Genomic DNA, 18,293 nt, shown 5'->3' with positions numbered 1-18,293 from the left:
TTTATAAGTTTTATTTTGGGGATAATATAAGAATTCTGCACTTTGAAACCTATTTTAAAATCACTACTTTTTTAATGTAAACATTGCGTATTGGCCAATCTCCACCATCGGTTTCTACAGCTGCAATTTTATCTACAACATCCATTCCGTCGGTTACTTTTCCAAATACGGTGTATTTTCCGTCCAAATGATGTTGGTTGCTTTGTGTAATAAAAAACTCGTAAGGTGAAGCTAATTTGTAAGCATTTTCAATTTCGCTACTAGGAATCGAAATCACGCCACGATAGTGTTTGTGGCCGTATCGCGTGTCTGGGGGTAACAAATAGCGACCAATACGGCCTCTTTTTTTTAGTACCTCTCTACTATCTGAGCTTCCGCCTTGAATGACAAAATCTTTTACAACACGATGAAATTGAGTACCGTCGAACACTTTGTTTTTTGTTAGAAAGATAAAATTAGCCCGATGGTATTGCGTGTTTTCGAATAACTGAATATCAATTGTTCCAAAATCGGTAACTATTCTTACTTTATTTTCTGGGTTTTCTATTTCGTATTCCGCAAAAAAGGCCATTGCATTATCGTCATTTAATGGCAAGAATGTTTCTTCTAAAGTTAACACGCTGTCTTGTTTTACTTTAGGCGTTTTAGTTATAACACTATCGTTTTTTGTTATGGAGTTGCTAATTTTTTTTCGTTTAGTTTTTTTATCTTCACAATTAAAGAAGACTAAAAAAGAAACGAGAAGCAATAAATATCTCATAGGTTGAGGTTTTTTTGTAATTAATTGCCAAAAAAGGCTTGTGTGTTATGGATTTTAATGAGTTTTTAAAACTAAGTGCAAAAATAGAAAATTTACCAGTTCCAGCCGAACCATCGCAGTTTAAAATGTCTCCGCCGTATCGCGGGCATTTAGTGAAAACGCAAAAAGAGCTTATTAAAAATGCTAGAAAGTCGGCAGTAATGGCACTTTTTTATCCTAATGCTAATAATGAAACAGAATTTGTTTTAATCTTACGGAAAACGTATAAAGGGGTGCATTCGGCGCAAATAGGTTTCCCTGGTGGTAAACTAGAAGCCAATGAAACCGATGCGCAAGCCGCTTTACGAGAAACAGAAGAAGAAATTGGAGTAGCGCAACACCATATTGAAATCGTAAAAGAAATGACGTCATTATATATACCTCCTAGTAACTTTTTTGTACAACCGTTTATAGGGCTATTAAAAACAACGCCCAATTTTATAAAAGAAGATCGTGAAGTAGAGGCTATTTTGAAGGTTAAATTAATAGATTTTTTTAATGAAGATAATGTAGTAACTAAAAACGTGTCAACTGCTTACGATGCCATAGTGGCTGTTCCGGCTTATAAATTAAACAACTTTTTTGTTTGGGGCGCTACAGCAATGATGCTAAGTGAGGTAAAAGACTTGTTAAAGACTGCTATTAAATAGCCGTGATTTTTTATCTTTGTCTCTTATATAACAACTAAAAATAACTATGGGTTTATTAGATAAAAATCCTTTTGGCCACAACTTATTCGTTAAAAAATGGTTGATTAGAATTCTTGGAGTGCTTTCTCATAGGCGCTTTAGAGGGTATAACGAATTACAGATTGAAGGCTCTGAAATTATAAAAAACTTACCAGAAACTAACGTGTTATTTATATCAAATCACCAAACGTATTTTGCAGATGTGGTTTCTATGTTTCACGTGTTTAATGCGAGTTTAAGTGGTAGAGACGATTCTATAAAAAATGTAGGCTACCTATGGGAGCCTAAATTGAATATGTATTACGTCGCTGCCAAAGAAACGATGAGTTCTGGATTATTGCCTAAAATTATGGCGTACGTAGGATCGATTAGTATTGAGCGTACGTGGAGAAGTGAAGGTAAAAATATTAACAGACAGGTTAAAATGAGTGATATTTCGGCGATAAGAAAAGCGCTTGACGATGGCTGGGTAATAACATTTCCGCAAGGAACCACCACTCCTTTTAAACCGATAAGAAAAGGAACGGCACACATTATAAAACGCTACAAACCCATTGTTGTGCCAATTGTAATTGATGGTTTTAGACGCTCGTTTGATAAAAAAGGACTGCGTATTAAGAAGAAAAACGTTTATCAAACTTTCGAAATTAAAAAACCTTTGGATATTGATTATGAAAATGAAAGTATTGATTCCATCGTTGAAAAAATAGAATATGCCATAGAGCAGCATCCTTCATTTTTAAAGGTTATTCCCCAAAAGGAGTTATTAGCCCAAGAAGAGCTTAATAAACAACGTGAATGGTTGGATACTTAAGTGTGTAATTTTTAAATAACTGACTATCATTTAGATATAAAAAAATCCTGATTTCAATATGATGACATCAGGAGTTTTTTATTTTAAGTCGTTTAAAGGTGGTGAAAAATAAATTATATAGTTACATCTCTAATTTCTTAAGTTCTAAGTAATTTTTATTTAATCTTTTAAGTAAGATACCATAAATGAGTTTATAGAATAACCAGAAAATGAGAACGCATATTCCCGTTAATACAAACGTGATGAGGTAAAATACAATAGTTTGAGACGTGGTAAAATGAATAATTTTATCATGGAGTTCAGAATCGTTTTGAGACGTAAAATACAAACTTATTGGTACGCTTAAAAATATCATGGAGAGGTTGTAAATTACATAGTACTTAACAATTTTTCGAGTCTTTAAAATGCTCGCCATTAATTGTTTCGTATTGTCTGTAATAGATATATTTTTATAAGCTTTATATAGTAAGTAAACAAAAACAATAACTACACTAAAAGTGACTACAGAAAGCAAAACTATAGCCAAGTTATTGCCATAAATTTGATCTAATTCTTTTAAGTAGCTTGAAGAAAGCATTGGTAGGAAATTAATTAAGATCCAAAACACAAGCTCTGCAATACTGATATAAAAAAGTGTTTTCACTATAGAAGACGACTTTTTTAATAACATCGGATATAACTGCTTCGCCGATAATTTCTGATCGCTATCGGTAGTTGTTTTCCAGTGTTTTTTTAATAATTCTAGCTCATCCATACGTTACGGATTTAAAATAGTTTTTAATTTGGTTTTTACTCGGTTCATTTTCACTCTGGCATTCACCTCGCTAATTCCTAAAGTGTCACTTATTTCTTTATAATTCTTATCTTCTAAATATAAAAACACTAGCGCCTTATTAATGTCATCAAGCTGGTATACGGCTTCGTAGAGTAATTTTAATTGTTGTTCTTCGGTATTGTCGTAATCCTCTGCTTTAATTTTAAATTGTACGGCATCAAATTCTTGCGTTTTTACGCGGCGTTTAGATTTCCGGTATAACGTAATTGCTGTATTTAAACCCACGCGATACATCCAAGTACTAAATTTGGAATCCCCACGAAATTTGGGGTATGCTTTCCAAAGTTGTATGGTGATTTCCTGGAATAAATCGTTATGGGCATCGTAATTATTCGTGTACAAGCGGCAAACTTTATGCACAATATTCTGATGCTCCTCCAGCAATTCTATAAAACTATGTTCAAGTTCTTTATTCAATGTGTTTCGTTAGGTATTGTATAAGTAGTGTAAAGGTATGAATTGTTACAAAACATAAATTAATATTAAATAAAAAGTATAAACAATTGCGCTTCTGTATCTTTGCGCAAAAATAGAAGTCAATATATATTATGAATATTCCAGAAACAAGCTTACCTAGAATTGTTATTGTTGGTGGAGGTTTTGCCGGTATTAGTATCGCAAAATCACTGGCAAATAAAAATGTTCAAGTTGTTATGTTCGACAAGAATAACTACCATACATTTCAGCCACTGCTATATCAAGTGTCTTCGGCAAGTTTGGAGCCTGACGCTATTGCCTATCCGCTTCGGAAAATCATAAAAAAAAATGACAAAGCTTTTTTTAGGTTAGCCGATGTAGCACAAATTCATCCTGAAAAAAAAGAGATTGAAACGAGCATAGGTAATTTAAAATACGATTATTTAATTTTGGCGACAGGAACACGCACTAACTATTTTGGGAATAAAGAGGTTGAAAAACACAGTATGCCAATGAAGCAGGTGCCACAAGCTTTAAACATAAGGAGTTTAATTCTTCAGAATTTTGAAAAAGCGGCCATTACCACATCTAAACAAGAGCGTTTGGCACTTTTAAATTTTGTAATTGTTGGTGGTGGACCAACGGGTGTGGAACTAGCAGGAGCTATTGCAGAATTAAAAAATCATATTTTACCTCGCGATTATAAGGATCTAGATGCTAGTGCAATGGAAATTCACCTGCTGGAAGGCGCAGACCGCGTATTGCCACCTATGAGTGAGCACGCGTCTGAAAAAGCTGAATACTTCTTAAAAAAATTAGGGGTAAATGTGCATTGTAATACAATTGTTAGTAATTATGACGGTAAAACCGTAACAACCAATTCAGATCTGTTTTTAGAATCGGAAACCTTAATTTGGGCAGCGGGAGTTACCGGTAAACCCGTAAAAGGTCTTAGAGTCGATGCTTTAATAGAGCGCGCTAACCGTTATAAAGTAGACGAATACAATCAAGTTATTGGTTACGATTCTATTTTTGCTTTAGGTGATATTGCGTCTATGGTAACAGAAGCTTTTCCTAAAGGACACCCGCAATTAGCACAACCTGCTATGCAGCAAGGGAAATTGCTGGGTGAAAATATTATAAAATTAATTGACGGTAAACCCTTAAAGAAATTTGTTTATAAAGACAGAGGTTCGATGGCAACAGTGGGTAGAAATAAAGCGGTTGTAGATTTGAAACATTATAAGTTTGCCGGATTTTTCGCCTGGTTTGTATGGATGTTTGTGCACTTAATGTCTTTAGTAGGTTTTAGAAATAAAGTGATAGTGTTTTTTAATTGGACCTATAATTATATTAATTTCGATAAAGCTTCGCGACTTATTATTCGTCCATATACTAAAAAATAAAATGCTTAAAATCGCTTTTTTAAGCCCAAAACAATTAGTAATTGAGCTAAAGCGTAAGTAAACATGATACTAAAATTGGAATAAGGGACGGGCAAATAAAATTTGTTAATTGCCAAAATACTATCTGAAATTATAAAAAATAGTGCGCCTAAAAACACGAGTTTAAAGCTAGTGTTGGGCGCATTTCCTTTTCTTAAATACGCGGTAATGCCCATTAATAGAATCACCGACATATAAACAAGTACAGGAATTAGTAGCTCTCCCAATCCTGGTTTTAAGAGAACAAACAATCCAATAGCATACACAACAAATAGAGCTATAAAACGATAAGGCTTTAATGCCTTATTACGATGTTTTAAAAATACGATACAGTACAAAGTGTGTGTTATTAAAAAAGCGAGCAAACCGCCCATAAAGAAAAACTCCGACTTAAATACAAAGAGTAATAAAACATCGCCTAATAAAGAAAAAGCTAAGGCTAATAGCGTTAATCGTCTCCACGCAACCTTTTGCTGTTTTGTTGTATTTAAGAAGTACAGAATAAGTACACTTACAATAAGTGGTTTCGATATAAAATGCAAAGTACTAAGACCATCACTGTTTGCTATTAGTGTTTCAAAAATTACAAGACTCGCAAAAACAAATAGAAAAGAGGCTGTTTTTATAGGCTTCATAAATTATACTATATATAATTACTTTAAAGATACGTCTTAATGCAAAACCACAACGAAATCTTTTATTCCCACAAGAATGCTTTGTATAGCGTAAGCCGAAAGAATTAAACCCATAACTTTACTAATAACGGTAATTCCGTATTCACCAATTTTTTGTGGAACGCTATTCGCGGCTAATAATAAAAATAGTGTTATAACAATTACAACGGGTACTAATACAGCAGTTGTAGCTTGTTGCTGCACAGAGTATAAATGATTGTCGGTTAAAAGCAATATGACTATTATTGCTGTTGGCGACGCTATTGATGGTATGGCAACGGAGAAAATAGTAATCTGTTTATAATCGTTTAATATTTGTTTTTAGCGCCTAGTTTTCCATCCTCAAATATCATTGTTAAGGCAAATAGAAATAAAATGACACCACCAGAAATTTGAAAAGCATCTAGCGACACTTCCATCCCCTACAAAATTAGTTGTCCGATAATGATAAAAAAGAGCAAGATAAAGAAAGCTACAATAGAGACCCTAATAGCTGTTTTAGTTTTGTGTTTTTAATCGAATTGCGTGTTAGCTTCCAAACATACAGTTACCGAGCTCAACGGATCTATAACAGCAATTAAAAAAGAGATAGTAGTATGTATGTATGTATGTATGTATGTATGTATGTATGTATGTATGTATGTATGTATGTATGTATGTATGTATGTATGTATGTATGTATGTATGTATGTATGTATGTATGTATGTCCTTGGTTAATAGAATAAATTAAGCCCTAATACAAAATATTAGGGCTTAAAAGGTGGGGGAAATAATTATTTTATGGATAAAGAAATTAAATCTTTCCATTTTTTAGTTAAATCAACTTCTCCGTTTAATTGATAGTTTTCTTTAGAGTTATAGATTTTTAACGTCTCTACCGTTCCATTTTTATCTATTGGATGCAGTACTAAGTTTAAGTTTTCTATGTCGCCTTGTTTGTTTCTAGTGTTATTTTGTCTTACCTCTAAAACTTCGCAATCTAAAAACTGACTTAAATTAACGTGTTTCGATATGTTTTCTAAAACCGTGTTTTTATAATAAAATAAGGTTTTAGTTGCTTGGTCTAAACCAATGGCAAAATCACTAGTTACGTCGTATTTTGTAAGTTTGCAATTTTGCTGATTAGATAAAGTTTTTAAAGACTTTAAAAGCAATTGCTCTTTGTTTCTCTTTTTTAATTGCATTAAAGTTAAGGGTACTATAATTAATAATAATAGTGTAGCAGATATAATAGTCATTCCTAATTCCATAATAAATTTTTTAATTATTTTGATAGCGTTATGCGCACTTTGTGAGTATTACAAAGTCCGTTTAAAAGTTTTGCCACTACAGGGCGCCGAAATAATTAAAAGGGGTTTACCAGAAGGAATGAAACGGGTAAATAATATCAATAGTTAAAAAATTAAGGTTTAAATTTTTTAAAAACTGAATGTATTTAGAATACGCTATTACAAATAAATGCTTGCTACTAGCGGCAATCGCCTTTCCAGTGTCAAGATGTTTTATAAATATTACAGGTGTATTGGTGGTAAGTTGTTCTACAATAATGCGATCAAATTCTTTGGTATGTACAGAAAAAGAAGCGGTAGTGATAGCACCTTTGTCAGATGCCGATTTTAAAGTTTTTGAAACCTCTTCGTTGTGTAAAGACACTATAGTTGCGCTCGCATTAACTGTTGGTAAACAGAATGCCAATAAAAATAAGAGGCTTAATATTTTGAATGTTATTTTCACATTTCAAAGTTAAAGCATTAATAGTATAGAATGGTAAATAATTAACATTTCGAAAACAAAAAATAATGTTAATTATTTTAATAGAAAAGAACGTTTATGGTTTACGTTGAAGCGAAAGAATTTTTAGAAATTATAATTTTTTAGAGACCGAAGTACAAATGAAGCACCAAAAGTAAACTGAAGTTTTTAAATTTTAAGGCCTTGTGTGGTAAATGAAATTCCTTGTTGACTAGAGGTTGAAATCATAACGGCTTCAAAAAACGGATCGTGTATTCCTTCAGAAATACTCCAATCGAAAACAAAATTAGCGCCCGAACCCCCTTCTTTATCGCGTTCGTCTATAATAATCTCTATAGTTTCTAAAGGTTTTATAAACACTGTTTTGCTAAAATAGGTTCTAATCAGTTCCCCGTGTGTGTTAAAGTATTCAGCTTTATTGATATAGATTGTGTCGTTAGGATTTATGTTTCTTATGCTTACGGTTGCAGTTAAACCCTGTGTGCGGTGCTCGGTTAAACCATAAATTTCAGAATAGACAGATAAATACGTTTTACCGGTAACCAGAGCATTGCTTTTTGGAAGTAAAATGGTTCTTTTATTCCAGTTAATAGGATTAATAGAACTGACTTCTGCTTTGCCATTACAAGCAACAAGTACAAAGCAAACACTTAATAACAGTAGAAAATTCTTCATTTTATTTTTTTTGTAAAATACAAAATTACGAGGTACTAAGAATAAGAAACTATCTTTAAAAGTACTCAATTGTTTTAAGAGCTCTTAAAGGGCTTCAATAGTGGGTTATATTTATAAAATGATTCAACTAACGACGTTCTATTGTATAGTAAGTTACAGCCACAATCAACCGGGCGCTAATTCGGCTTAAAAAGAGAAAAAATTAAACTGCTTTTCCTTCTTGTCTCCAAAACAGTAAGCCCACAACACTACCCAACGCCATAGAAATGGCATAGCGGTAAATGCCGTAATAGTGGTCTTCCATAAAATCTGTAACTAATTCGCCAATATTAAATACGATAATAATAAGTGCAAATGCCACCAAAATAATGGTACCAACGGTGGGGCTCACTAATTTTAATCGGCGAGTGGTAAAAAAAAGATTTGCAGCTATGGCGCCCCAAAAATAAGTAAGGACAAAAAAACCGTTATCGGTATTGTTTTTAATAATACTGCTTATGGTGTTATTGTCTATAGAATCGACAGCCAAATAAACATCTAAAGCAATTAAAAGAACAAACATTGCTATTAATACGTACTGTATTCGCTTAATAAGATGTGTGTTGTTTAAAAATTGTTTTAGGTGCTGTATCATAAATTCAGGTATTAAAACCAAGGTAAATCTACGTTTGGTAAGTGGCGTTGCGACCAAATAAAATGACCGTAAAGGATACCCGTAAGGAGTAAAATGAGTTGATAACGACGTTTTAAAATGTACTTAGGATTTAATCGTTTTCCTATTATAATCATAATAATAACGATTACAACGAGTAGTACAACGGGGAGCCACCAGTTATCTCCAAATAGTGGCAAGCGTGAACCTAGAAAGAAATGCCCTCCCAAAACACCCCAAAAAAAAGTGGTAAAAAAATACTTATTGTATGCCCAGTTTTTAAGAATAACATTTACAGTATCGTTTTTTGTGCGATTAAAATTTAAAACAATATTGAGTACGATTAAACAACCTATTATTCCTATTACAATATGTTCTACGGTTTTAACGGTGATCATGAAAATAGCGTTTACACGGTATAAGTTACTCATTTTTTTAAAATAGAATGTAAAAATGCAGTTGAGAAGTGAAAAATTACAGTTCGGTAAACCCTTTTTTAAAAATCGCGTAAGCTGAGTGATATTTGCTTCAACCTTTAACACCACATACTATGTTTAAAATCGGAGTACTCATCTCAATTTTTGCCGTGACCCAAGTGTCTACAGACAAAAATAAACCAATAGAAGTAAAAAAAGTAGAAATTAATAAAAAAGAAGCGCCTAAAATAGCACTTTTGTATTCGGTTAAAAATACGACTTTCTGTTTTGGAAAGTAACACGAAAATGATTAACAAATAAGTTAACTAATCTACCAAATTAGCTTTTGCTAACTTTAGAATTGAATGATGCTAAACAAATTAAAAAGAAAACCAATGAATAGCCACTTTAAAAATATAATAATCACATTCGCTATTGGCTGTTTAGTATTTATACTCGGTAACTTGTTTTTTGGCGATTTTAATTATAAAAGTTCAGACGCGTTTTTAATCAGTTTTGGGTTTTATCAACTGTACGCTTTTATTTTAGCCTTCTCGAATATGTTTTATTTCGCCTATTTAGAGCGGTTAGAGTGGCAGAAGAAAAACGGTGTAAAGCGCATTATAATTGGCACGTTAGGTTCTACGCTATTAACCTTAATAGGTTTGTTTTTATTGCGTTTCTTCACGTCGGTTATTTATGTAGGCAATAGTTTTTCTTATTTTATTAGTCACGAATCGATTATGGATTACCAATTTGGATTATGGATTACAATGAGTATTGTTATTGTCTTTCATTTCGTGTATTTCTACAACCGTAAGCAAAAGCAAAAAATTAAAGAACAAAAAGTAATTGCAGGTACGGCGAGTGCTAAGTTTAATGCTTTAAAAAATCAATTAGATCCGCATTTTCTGTTTAATAGCTTAAATGTTTTAGCAAGTTTAATCGATGAAAACCCTGAAAACGCACAGAAATTTACGACTAGTTTATCTAAAATATACAGGTATGTGCTCGAGCAGAAAAACAAAGATTTAGTGTTGGTAGACCAAGAGCTCAAGTTTGCAAAAACGTATATGTCGCTGTTAAAAATGCGATTTGAAGACAGTTTAGTGTTTTCTATGCCAGAGCACGCTAAGAATCCAGAAAGTAAGGTGGTGCCTTTATCGTTACAATTATTATTAGAAAATGCGGTGAAACACAACATTGTAACTAGTAACAAACCGTTGCATATTACTATTTACGAAGACAACGGTTTGTTGGTGGTCCAAAACAATTTGCAAATAAAACGAGTGGTAAAAAGTAACAGTAGCCGTGTTGGTTTAAGTAATATAAAACAACGTTACGCTTTATTAACAAACAAAAAAATAAGCATTACGGAAAGTGAAAACACGTTTAAAGTGGCCTTACCAATGCTTACAAAACAACTCTCTATTATGAAAACAAACTATAAAATAAACGAGCAAGACGCTTATTACCAAGCAAAAAAGCATGTTGACGAAATAAAAGGGTTTTACGGCAATCTTATAGCTTATTGTATTATTATTCCGGTAATCATTTTTATTAATTACAAAACCTCTTGGGAGCAGCACAAATGGTTTTTCTACCCAATGTTGGGTTGGGGAATGGGACTTATTTTTCACGGATTTGGGGTGTTTGGTTTTGGGAAAAATTGGGAAGAGAAAAAAATAAAAGAAATTTTGGACAAAGAACAACACACTAAACACTGGAATTAAAATGGAAAATCGAAACTTAGAACAGGAGCGCTACCAAAGAGCAGCAAAACGCGTTAAACAAATAAAAGGGTTTTACACACACGCGTTAGTTTATACCGTAATTAATTTAATGATTGTGGTGATCAATATTCAGAATTTAGACGTCGGAGAAAGCTATTTCCAGTGGCATAATTTCACCACTTTATTTTTCTGGGGATTAGGATTACTAGCACATGGATTAAGTGTTTTTGTACCCACCTTTGTTATGGGGAAAGACTGGGAAGAACGCAAAATACGCGAGTATATGGAGAAAACTAAAAGTAATCGTTGGGATTAATTTTAAAATATAATTAAAATGAAAGTACTTATTATTGAAGATGAAAAACCGTCGGCAAGACGTTTACAACGGATGCTAAAAAAAATTAATATTGAAGCCGATACGTTATTACATTCGGTAGAAGAGTCTATTGAGTGGTGTGAGCATAACGCACATCCCGATCTTATATTTTTAGATATACAGTTAAGCGACGGCTTATCCTTCGAAATTTTTGAAGCGGTTTCTATTACATCGGCAATAATTTTTACAACAGCTTACGACGAGTATGCTCTAAAAGCATTTAAATTGAACAGTATAGATTATTTATTGAAACCTATAGATGAAGAGGAACTGGAAGCTGCCGTAAGAAAATATAAATCTAGACTAGAGTCGCAGCAACACGTAACATTAGATTTTAATGATATTAAGCAACTTTTGGTAAACCCGATAGAGCGCGAGTATAAAAAGCGGTTTTCGGTAAAAGTAGGACAGCATTTAAAACTAATACAAAGCGACGAAATAGAATGTGTGTACAGTGAAAATAAAGGCACATATTTGTACACTAGTCAAGGTCGCAATTACTTAATAGACGCCACTTTAGACGAATTGGAAACAGAGTTAGAGCCCCATATGTTTTTTAGAATTAATCGTAAGTTTTACGTTAATATTAATGCCATAAAAGATATGGTAAGCTATACTAATTCGCGAATAGAAATAAAATTGAATACCTATAAAGATTATGAAATTATAGTAGCCAGAGAGCGTGTAAAGGAGTTTAAGAATTGGTTAGAGTAAATCCTATTAATTTTTTAATTCTTTAGGTTTTTTTTCCTCTTTTACTTTTTCGACTTTGTTATCGTTAAAAGTAGACGGTAACATATTTGGAATTAATTTCACTACAATAGGTAATAGAATAGCGCCACCAGGTAAAATAAAAATAGCCAGACTTGGTATGGTTTTAAAAATATCTATCAATTGAGATTGTACTTTTTTCTGCTCCTCTTTTGTTAAATCTCGAGTTGTAGCCTGTGTAAGCAATACCATTAAATCTTTACTTTGAACGAGCTCTTTAAAAATACGCTTACTATTCCTTTTTATAAGTTTCATAACCAACTTCGACGAATTATCGTAAAAATTAGCAATTGGTGTAGAGGTTTTAAATACAGAAAACTCTTCTTTATGGCGTTTATTAAACGCTACAATATGGTTTAGCGCGTCGTTTATCTCTTCTACCGAAAGATTCATATCTACACCTACAGATTTTACAAAATTGTACGCTTTATCATCTTCAAAAACGTCTTCCCAAATGGCCAAACAAGCAATGTCTAAGAAATATTTTTTCTCGTAATAATTAAAATCTGTTTCTAATGCTCTTCTATAATTTAAGTTAAAATTTTTACTATCGTCCTTTACATAAGAAATCGATTCACGCAAACTTTTTAGAAAATCGAGATCTTTTTTATTGTTATCTACTTTATAATTTAAGGCGTCGTAAGTAATATTGACAAGGATGGTCTCTAAACGAGCGGCGTAAGTGTTTACGTTTATTCCTGTTTTTAAATGTTGTCTAAAGGTCAGGATATCAATAAAAACTAGCGAATTGGTAACCGTTTTATTAAAATTTCGGGTCAATAAGTTATTATCTAATTGCACACGATCGTTAATTAGGCGTTCTAAAACGGAAGCGTCTGAACTCCGAATAAATAATTTGTCCCACAGCGATAAATCTGAAACTTCTAAATCTTTATAAAACTGCACCACATTTGTTAAAAACGTATTAAAATTCGTGTCTCCCGTGGTAAATACATAAGTATGGTACAAGCCGGTGAGTAGATTTACTTTTCCAATTTCATCTTTAGAATAGGTATGCTCGAATTCAAATTGCGGTGGTGCAAAAATATTTAGACCGTATAAAAAGCCGCTTTGCCTTAGTTTAGAGTACAGCGCGTTAAAGTCGCTGCAAAACAAACCACTTTGTCTAACGATCGATTCGAATTTCTTTATCCAACCTGAAGTTGAAGGATTCATAACTTTTTATTTGAGTATAAAGGTACTTCTAAAAGTTTAAAATCCCATTTATTTTTATAAATGAAACAATTTATAAAACCCTATCTACTTTTTTTGCGTAGGTATTCTCGAGAACAAATTATTAATTAACAAAAAATCTCATATTATGAAAAAAATGAAAATTTTACTAGGAGCTTCAGCATTAGCTATTGCTGGCTTCTTTATGGTAGCAGCCGATCACATTGATGCACCAGATGTTACAGGCACAAGTAGTGACATCACCGACTTTTATGCGTTTCAGGGGCAAAACACAGATAATATTGCTTTTGTAGCCAATGTTCAAGGTTTATTAAGTCCGATGGCTTCGACTTCGGCAACTTTCGATGAAAATGTATTAGTGGAGATTAACATTGATACTAATAACGATAACGTTGAGGATTTAGTTATTCAAGCGATTCCTAGAAATGGAAAAATGTACTTTTTCGGACCAACCACTCCAGCAGCTGTAGGTTTAAATAGTACCATTATGAAGGATGCGACACAGACCGTGGTAGATATTACAGCTTACGGTGAAACAGCAAAAGTAACGAACAATCCAAACGGTATTAAAGCGTTTGCAGGGCCAAGAGACGATCCCTTCTTTTTTGACTTTGCTCAATATTCCGCAATTATTGCTGGAGATGCAACGAGTTTTAATACGCCAGGAGACGACACCTTTGCAGGAACTAACGTAATGTCTATTGTCGTTGAGGTGCCAAAATCTATGATTGGTGGTTCAGGGACCATTAATACGTGGATAGAATCTAAAAGAAAATAATAACAATTTAAAACTTAAAACTTATGAAAACTATAAAAATACTAATGACAGCATTATTAGTCTCGGCAGTTTCTTTTAACTGCTCTAACGACGATGATAGCTTTACGCCAACACCAACACCGGCACCAACAACTCTAGATTTTACTGGAACCTATAGTCAAGAAGACCAAATGGGACGCCCAGCTGTAAATACAGTGTTTGTGTCTTCAGGCTCTAAAGACGCTTTTAATACAACGGTTCCTACAGATCAAAACGCCGCGTATCAGGCCATGTTTCAAGCCAATTTAATGGGTTTAAGTCCTGCATTTGCTAACCCAGGAGATATGAATGCATTGGGGCAAGATGCTGCTGCATTTACAGGTCTATTAGCTACCGATGTTTTAAATGTATCGCTTGATGGAACAACAACGTTTTATGACGGAACAAATGTCTTAACAGGACGTAACCTTGCAGACGATGTAATAACTGTAGAGTTATTATTAATTTTTGGAGGAGAAGATTTTTCTGAAAACCCAGGTTTATCCAACGATAATGTTAATGAAAATGACAAACCTTTTTTAGCCTCATTTCCATATTTAGCTTCTGCTTGGTAGAAGCACTTTAAACTAAAGCGCTATCCTTACTAGCGCTTTAGTTTTTTATATGAATAAAATTAAAAAACAAACAAACAAACAAACAATATTATGAAATCGATACTTTATTCTTTGGTCCTATTACTTACAATAGCGAGTTGCAGCAAGATTTCTAACTCAAAAGATATTACAGCTGCTCAGGATTACAATTCTTTTTTAAATACTGAAAACAAAACAGTAGACCTTATAAAAAAGGAGTACGCTTTTTGGTCTCAAAAATTAGAGAAAACGCCGAATCAATTTCCTTATTTAGGAAAAATGGCTGGGTTAAACGGAAGCAAGTTTGAAACCACTGGAGACATCTCTAAGCTTATTGAAGCTGAAAAAAACTACCTTATTTTAAACAAAAAAACCAATTACGATAATGCTAGCTATTTAAGAGGCTTAGCTCGTAATTATATTTCGCAACATAAATTTAGAAACGCGTTAGAATTATTATTAAAAGCTGAAGAAAATGGCGAAAAATTAACTGATACTCAGAAAATGCTATTCGATGTATATTTAGAGCTTGGAGACGATGAAAAAGCTAAGTTTTACTTAGAAAAGTTAATAAATCTTAATAGCTTTGATTTTCTAATTCGAACTGCTAAATGGAATGATCACAAAGGTAATTTAGACGCCGCAATTAAGTATATGGAGCAGGCTGTTGTTAAGGCTGAAACTTCAAAAAATGAAGGCTTAATGCAATGGTCTTATACAAATCTTGCCGATTTTTATGGACATAATGGAGAGATTCAAAAATCTTATAATTATTACTTAAAAGCACTTCAATTAGATCCAAATGACGCGTATTCTAAAAAAGGAATTGCTTGGATTGTTTACTCTTACGAGCGCAATCCAGAGGAAGCTATGCGTATATTAAATACGGTAACTAAAAATTACAATACACCAGATTTTTACTTGTTAAAAGCAGAAATCTCTGAGTATATGAAAAATGATGTCGCTAAAGATAATTATTTAGAAGCGTACAATCAGGTGGTGAAAAATGAAAATTATGGCGATATGTATAATGCATATAACGTACAATTATGGGCAGATAATAATACGAATTTAGATGCTGCATTAGCAGTTTCAAAACGGGAAATTGCAAATAGACCAACACCTTTATCTTACGATTTACTAGCGTGGTCTGAGTTTAGAAAAGGAAATTTTGATAAAGCATTAGACATTGTAGAAGCTTATGTTGTAAACAAAACCTTCGAGCCTAATGCACTGTATCATATTGCAGAAATATACAAGGCTAACCAAAGGTTAGATAAAGTAAAATCTCTTAAAAAGGAATTAAAAGATAGCGCTTACGAACTTGGGCCTTTAATGGAAATTAAAATAAACCAATTATAATTATATATGAATCAATTTAAATTAATTTTTGTTACTTTTTTTCTTTTTAGTTTTACGTGCTCACAAGCACAACAGCTTAAAGGTTTTGTTTTTGACAGTTATAAGCAACCTCTCAATGGTGCTTATGTGTACAATACAACAAGCAAATCTCACGCACATACTTCAGAAAATGGGTATTTTATTATAGAAGAAAGCGCGGTAGGGGATGTTTTAGAAATCGGATTATTCGGATTTGAAAAGTCGACAATATTACTAACCGAAAGTTTAGTTTCGGGTTCACTATCTGTGGTTTTAGATAACAAAATTTTTAATTTAGAAGAGTTAGTGTTAACAGAGCAAATAAACCCGTTAAACACTTTAGTGAAAATGGATTTAGAAACAAATCCTATTAACTCTTCACAAGAGATTTTAAGAAAAGTACCAGGATTAATGATTGGGCAACACGCTGGTGGAGGTAAAGCCGAACAACTATTTTTAAGAGGTTTCGATATCGATCACGGAACAGATATTTCTATAAATGTAGACGGAATACCCGTAAATAACGTGTCGCACGCTCACGGTCAAGGGTATAGCGATTTACACTTTGTAATACCTGAAACTATTAGTAATATTCATTTTGGAAAAGGCCCTTATTACGCTGAGGCTAGAGATTTCACAACTGCTGGCTATGTCGATTTTAAAACGAAGAGCAGTTTAAAAAATAATACGATTAAATTATCTTATGGTCAATTTAATACGATTAGAACTTTAGGGTTATTCAACGTATTAGAAAAATCTAATCGGGATAATGCTTACGTAGGTATCGAATATATTGAAACTGACGGTGCTTTTAAGACCTCTCAGAATTTTAATAGAGTAAATCTTATTGGTAAATACACAACATACGTTAACAACACCGATAAATTAGCGTTTACTATAACACATTTAGATAGTCGTTGGGATGCTTCAGGGCAAATTCCGCAACGGGCAGTGGACAGTGGGTTAATTGGTCGTTTTGGAGCCATAGACGATACTGAAGGAGGGAACACAAGTCGTACTAATGCTAATGTTGAATTTAGATCGGTGATTGATGATAATACCATATTAACTTCAAACGCTTTCTATTCTCATTACGATTTCGAACTGTATTCTAATTTCACTTTCTTTTTAGAAGATCCTATCAATGGCGATCAAATTAAACAAAAAGAAGACAGAAACATTTTTGGTTTCAATGCTCAAATCGAAAAGTCAAGTCTTTTAAGTTTTGCCGATTTAACAACCACAGCCGGCGTAGGTTTAAGACACGATAGAGTTAGTGAAATCGAATTATCACACACGCTAAACAGAACAACGACGTTAGAGAATATACAATTAGGGGATATAAACCAAACCAATATGTTTGCGTTTTATAAGGCTGAATTTGATTTAGGAAAATTCAAAATTACGCCAGGTCTGCGTTTAGAGTATTTTAAATTTATGTATAACGATGCTTTAGTTGAAGACTACAGTACACAAGCAGAAAATAAAGCAGGATTATTTCCAAAACTGAATGTCGTATTCGAACAAAACGATAACTTACAATGGTTTTTTAAATCTGGTATTGGTTTTCACTCTAACGATACACGTGTTGTGGTGGCTCAAGAAGGTAAAGATGTTTTACCAAAAGCGTATGGTGTAGATGTGGGGTCGATCTGGAAACCTATTCCTAAATTAGCCTTAAACGCGGCAGCTTGGTATTTATTTTTAGAGCAAGAATTTGTATATGTTGGAGATGCTGGAGTTGTAGAGCCTAGTGGAGAAACAGAACGTTACGGTGTAGATTTTGGTTTGCGTTACCAATTAACCGATCATTTATATTTTAATACCGATGCGACGTTAACAAAAGCTAGAAGTGTTGAAGATCCTGAGGGAGAAAACTACATTCCCTTAGCGCCTAAATTAACGTTTGTAGGTGGTTTATCATTAAATGAGTATAATGGATTTGCAGGGGGTATACATTACAGATATTTGGGAGACAGACCAGCCAACGAGAATAACTCGGTCGTAGCTGAAGGTTATTTTGTAACCGATTTTAATCTGAATTATAAAATTAATAAAAATATAACCCTTGGTGTTGTCATTGAAAATATTTTCGATACCGAGTGGAACGAAACACAATTCTTAACTGAAACACGTTTGCAAAACGAGGTGAATGCTGTAGAAGAAATTCATTTTACGCCAGGAACGCCGTTCAGTGCTAAAGGATCAATAACGTATAATTTTTAAGTGTAATTTAATTAAGTATCAACCAACATTTTTTTACTTTGATTGTTTTGTTGAG

At 33.1% G+C, this 18,293-nt stretch carries 23 protein-coding genes; 11 read left to right on the top strand and 12 right to left on the bottom strand.

The annotated features are described in order from the left end of the window. Positions 1–49 precede the first annotated feature (49 nt). Positions 50–760: a peptidylprolyl isomerase gene (locus tag ES676_RS04070; RefSeq protein ID WP_148368767.1), complete on the bottom strand. Its 711-nt coding sequence runs from the start codon at positions 758–760 to the stop codon at positions 50–52. 47 nt (positions 761–807) lie between these two features. On the opposite strand from ES676_RS04070, the gene ES676_RS04065 reads away from it, so the two are divergent. Together ES676_RS04065 and ES676_RS04060 are read left to right on the top strand one after the other, a co-directional pair. After that, the gene (locus tag ES676_RS04065; protein ID WP_148368766.1) at positions 808–1,449 is read left to right on the top strand and encodes an NUDIX hydrolase; all 642 of its coding nucleotides are present in this window, start codon (positions 808–810) and stop codon (positions 1,447–1,449) included. A 46-nt stretch (positions 1,450–1,495) separates the two neighbouring features. After that, positions 1,496–2,302: a lysophospholipid acyltransferase family protein gene (locus ES676_RS04060; RefSeq protein WP_148368765.1), complete on the top strand. Its 807-nt coding sequence runs from the start codon at positions 1,496–1,498 to the stop codon at positions 2,300–2,302. A gap of 121 nt (positions 2,303–2,423) precedes the next feature. On the opposite strand, the gene ES676_RS04055 is transcribed toward ES676_RS04060, so the two are convergent. Together ES676_RS04055 and ES676_RS04050 are read right to left on the bottom strand one after the other, a co-directional pair. After that, positions 2,424–3,056, bottom strand: a complete 633-nt coding sequence (locus ES676_RS04055; RefSeq protein ID WP_148368764.1) for a hypothetical protein — start codon at positions 3,054–3,056, stop codon at positions 2,424–2,426. 3 nt (positions 3,057–3,059) lie between these two features. Beyond that, positions 3,060–3,554 carry an RNA polymerase sigma factor gene (locus ES676_RS04050; protein ID WP_148368763.1) on the bottom strand — a complete coding sequence of 165 codons (495 nt, stop codon included), beginning with the start codon at positions 3,552–3,554 and terminating at the stop codon, positions 3,060–3,062. 131 nt (positions 3,555–3,685) lie between these two features. On the opposite strand from ES676_RS04050, the gene ES676_RS04045 reads away from it, so the two are divergent. Continuing rightward, a complete protein-coding gene (locus ES676_RS04045) occupies positions 3,686–4,960 on the top strand; it encodes an NAD(P)/FAD-dependent oxidoreductase (protein WP_148368762.1) in 1,275 nt (424 codons plus the stop codon). A gap of 5 nt (positions 4,961–4,965) precedes the next feature. On the opposite strand, the gene ES676_RS04040 is transcribed toward ES676_RS04045, so the two are convergent. The 8 genes from ES676_RS04040 to ES676_RS04010 all read right to left on the bottom strand — a co-directional run bounded on the left by ES676_RS04040 (position 4,966) and on the right by ES676_RS04010 (position 9,184). Next, positions 4,966–5,634 carry a lysoplasmalogenase gene (locus ES676_RS04040; RefSeq protein WP_148368761.1) on the bottom strand — a complete coding sequence of 223 codons (669 nt, stop codon included), beginning with the start codon at positions 5,632–5,634 and terminating at the stop codon, positions 4,966–4,968. A 36-nt stretch (positions 5,635–5,670) separates the two neighbouring features. After that, on the bottom strand, positions 5,671–5,919 hold the full coding sequence (locus ES676_RS15210) for a MarC family protein (RefSeq protein WP_317130820.1): 249 nt from the start codon (positions 5,917–5,919) through the stop codon (positions 5,671–5,673). A gap of 62 nt (positions 5,920–5,981) precedes the next feature. After that, the gene (locus ES676_RS15205) at positions 5,982–6,092 is read right to left on the bottom strand and encodes a MarC family protein (protein ID WP_317130819.1); all 111 of its coding nucleotides are present in this window, start codon (positions 6,090–6,092) and stop codon (positions 5,982–5,984) included. A 355-nt stretch (positions 6,093–6,447) separates the two neighbouring features. Beyond that, positions 6,448–6,924 (bottom strand): hypothetical protein, encoded by a 477-nt coding sequence (locus ES676_RS04030; protein ID WP_148368760.1) that lies wholly within the window; start codon positions 6,922–6,924, stop codon positions 6,448–6,450. A 106-nt stretch (positions 6,925–7,030) separates the two neighbouring features. After that, positions 7,031–7,408 carry a hypothetical protein gene (locus ES676_RS04025; protein WP_148368759.1) on the bottom strand — a complete coding sequence of 126 codons (378 nt, stop codon included), beginning with the start codon at positions 7,406–7,408 and terminating at the stop codon, positions 7,031–7,033. Positions 7,409–7,594: 186 nt separating this feature from the next. Then, positions 7,595–8,101, bottom strand: a complete 507-nt coding sequence (locus ES676_RS04020; protein ID WP_148368758.1) for a DUF3124 domain-containing protein — start codon at positions 8,099–8,101, stop codon at positions 7,595–7,597. 202 nt (positions 8,102–8,303) lie between these two features. Continuing rightward, positions 8,304–8,735, bottom strand: a complete 432-nt coding sequence (locus ES676_RS04015) for a hypothetical protein (RefSeq protein ID WP_148368757.1) — start codon at positions 8,733–8,735, stop codon at positions 8,304–8,306. An 11-nt stretch (positions 8,736–8,746) separates the two neighbouring features. Then, positions 8,747–9,184, bottom strand: coding sequence for a hypothetical protein (locus ES676_RS04010; RefSeq protein ID WP_148368756.1), 438 nt, complete (start codon positions 9,182–9,184; stop codon positions 8,747–8,749). Positions 9,185–9,303: 119 nt separating this feature from the next. Here ES676_RS04010 and ES676_RS14655 point away from each other — a divergent pair, with 119 nt between their 5' ends. The 4 genes from ES676_RS14655 (at position 9,304) to ES676_RS03995 (ending at position 11,992) form a co-directional block, all read left to right on the top strand. Further along, positions 9,304–9,468, top strand: a complete 165-nt coding sequence (locus ES676_RS14655; protein ID WP_170234421.1) for a hypothetical protein — start codon at positions 9,304–9,306, stop codon at positions 9,466–9,468. 96 nt (positions 9,469–9,564) lie between these two features. Further along, positions 9,565–10,902, top strand: a complete 1,338-nt coding sequence (locus tag ES676_RS04005) for a 2TM domain-containing protein (RefSeq protein WP_148368755.1) — start codon at positions 9,565–9,567, stop codon at positions 10,900–10,902. 1 nt (position 10,903) lies between these two features. Beyond that, positions 10,904–11,218, top strand: coding sequence for a 2TM domain-containing protein (locus ES676_RS04000; RefSeq protein ID WP_148368754.1), 315 nt, complete (start codon positions 10,904–10,906; stop codon positions 11,216–11,218). Positions 11,219–11,236: 18 nt separating this feature from the next. Next, complete coding sequence (locus ES676_RS03995; protein WP_148368753.1) at positions 11,237–11,992, top strand: LytR/AlgR family response regulator transcription factor; 756 nt, start codon at positions 11,237–11,239, stop codon at positions 11,990–11,992. Between the two features lie 6 nt (positions 11,993–11,998). On the opposite strand, the gene ES676_RS03990 is transcribed toward ES676_RS03995, so the two are convergent. Then, positions 11,999–13,225, bottom strand: a complete 1,227-nt coding sequence (locus ES676_RS03990) for an LETM1-related biofilm-associated protein (RefSeq protein WP_148368752.1) — start codon at positions 13,223–13,225, stop codon at positions 11,999–12,001. Positions 13,226–13,370: 145 nt separating this feature from the next. On the opposite strand from ES676_RS03990, the gene ES676_RS15165 reads away from it, so the two are divergent. The 4 genes from ES676_RS15165 to ES676_RS03970 all read left to right on the top strand — a co-directional run bounded on the left by ES676_RS15165 (position 13,371) and on the right by ES676_RS03970 (position 18,238). Beyond that, positions 13,371–14,021 (top strand): DUF4331 family protein, encoded by a 651-nt coding sequence (locus ES676_RS15165; protein ID WP_148368751.1) that lies wholly within the window; start codon positions 13,371–13,373, stop codon positions 14,019–14,021. Between the two features lie 23 nt (positions 14,022–14,044). Then, the gene (locus tag ES676_RS15160; protein WP_148368750.1) at positions 14,045–14,614 is read left to right on the top strand and encodes a DUF4331 family protein; all 570 of its coding nucleotides are present in this window, start codon (positions 14,045–14,047) and stop codon (positions 14,612–14,614) included. Positions 14,615–14,704: 90 nt separating this feature from the next. Beyond that, positions 14,705–15,994: a tetratricopeptide repeat protein gene (locus tag ES676_RS03975; RefSeq protein WP_148368749.1), complete on the top strand. Its 1,290-nt coding sequence runs from the start codon at positions 14,705–14,707 to the stop codon at positions 15,992–15,994. Positions 15,995–16,000: 6 nt separating this feature from the next. Next, positions 16,001–18,238, top strand: coding sequence for a TonB-dependent receptor (locus tag ES676_RS03970; protein WP_148368748.1), 2,238 nt, complete (start codon positions 16,001–16,003; stop codon positions 18,236–18,238). The last annotated feature ends 55 nt before the right edge of the window (positions 18,239–18,293 follow it).

Origin of the sequence: Bizionia saleffrena (assembly GCF_008086175.1) — a bacterium.
GTDB classification, from domain to species: Bacteria; Bacteroidota; Bacteroidia; order Flavobacteriales; family Flavobacteriaceae; genus Bizionia; species Bizionia saleffrena.
This window is presented reverse-complemented; position numbering and strand designations above follow the sequence as displayed.